The organism is Pseudomonas sp. WS 5411, assembly GCF_012985595.1.
Taxonomy (GTDB): Bacteria; Pseudomonadota; Gammaproteobacteria; order Pseudomonadales; family Pseudomonadaceae; genus Aquipseudomonas; species Aquipseudomonas shahriarae.
In genome coordinates this window covers 1-1,458 of sequence record NZ_JAARMC010000047.1, presented here as the reverse complement: position 1 = coordinate 1,458, position 1,458 = coordinate 1, and the positions used below count along the sequence as shown (strand labels likewise).

The following is a 1,458-nucleotide window of genomic DNA, read 5'->3' as shown; positions in this document are numbered from 1 at the left end:
CGGTCTGGGTGCTCTTGTCGACGAACACGTCGTCGCCTGGAGCATCAACGGTGACGGTACCAACAGTTTCGCCGGCCTTGATGGTGATGGTTTGCTTGTTATCGAGGGTCAAGGTGACGTCAGTGTCGGCCTTGTTGCTCAAGGTGGCGGTGTAGGTGATGGTGCCGCCTTCGTTGACGGCGCTTGGCGCGGTCAGGGTGACTGTAGTGGTGTTATCGGTGCCCGGTGTGTCAGTGACAGTCGTAGTGACCTTGTCAGTCCCAGGAACCAGGTTCTCAAAGTGCGTGCCACCAGTTACTTCCTTGATGCCGGTAGTAACAGTCTGGTCGCCTTTGTACACATCATCCGGAGCCACAACCGAGACAGTACCGCTCGACTGGTTCACACCGATGGTGATGACCTGGTTGTTGTCCAGAGTCACAGTCACAGGGTTGGTGATGTTAGTCACCGGCGCGCCGTTTTTATCCACAAGGGTGGCGGTGTAGACGATCTCGCCGCCTTCACCCACAGTTTTGGTGGCGGTCAGCACTACATCGACTTTGTCGATGGTGTCGTTGATGGTGGTAGTCGCGCCATTGCCAGCAACCACGAGCTTCTCGAAGTTGCCGCCGTCGGTGCCGGTGATCTGGACGGTCTGGGTGCTCTTGTCGACGAACACGTCGTCGCCTGGAGCATCAACGGTGACGGTACCAACAGTTTCGCCGGCCTTGATGGTGATGGTTTGCTTGTTATCGAGGGTCAAGGTGACGTCAGTGTCAGCCTTGTTGCTCAAGGTGGCGGTGTAGGTGATGGTGCCGCCTTCGTTGACGGCGCTTGGCGCGGTCAGGGTGACGGTGGTGGTGTTATCGGTACCTGGGGTATCAGTGACAGTCGTGGTGACTTTGTCAGTACCTGGAACCAGGTTCTCAAAGTGCTCGCCGCCGGTGACTTCTTTAATACCGGTCGTGACGGTTTGATCACCTTTGTAAACGTCGTCTGGAGCCACAACCGAGACAGTACCGCTCGACTGGTTCACACCGATGGTGATGACCTGGTTGTTATCCAGAGTCACTGTCACAGGGCTGGTGATGTTGGTCACCGGCGCGCCGTTCTTATCCACCAAGGTAGCGGTGTAGACGATCTCGCCGCCTTCGCCCACAGTTTTAGTGGCGGTCAGCACTACATCGACTTTGTCGATGGTGTCGTTGATGGTGGTAGTCGCGCCATTGCCAGCAACCACGAGCTTCTCGAAGTTGCCGCCGTCGGTGCCGGTGATCTGGACGGTCTGGGTGCTCTTGTCGACGAACACGTCGTCGCCTGGAGCATCAACGGTGACGGTACCAACAGTTTCGCCGGCCTTGATGGTGATGGTTTGCTTGTTATCGAGGGTCAAGGTGACGTCAGTGTCAGCCTTGTTGCTCAAGGTGGCGGTGTAGGTGATGGTGCCGCCTTCGTTGACGGCGCTTGGCGCGGTCAGGG

1 protein-coding gene is annotated in these 1,458 nt (G+C 57.4%); it reads right to left on the bottom strand.

Annotated elements, in window-relative coordinates; translation table 11 throughout:
• Nucleotides 1-1,458 (bottom strand): immunoglobulin-like domain-containing protein (locus tag HBR93_RS26690; RefSeq protein ID WP_346266860.1); only part of this gene is annotated, 1,458 nt, incomplete at both ends.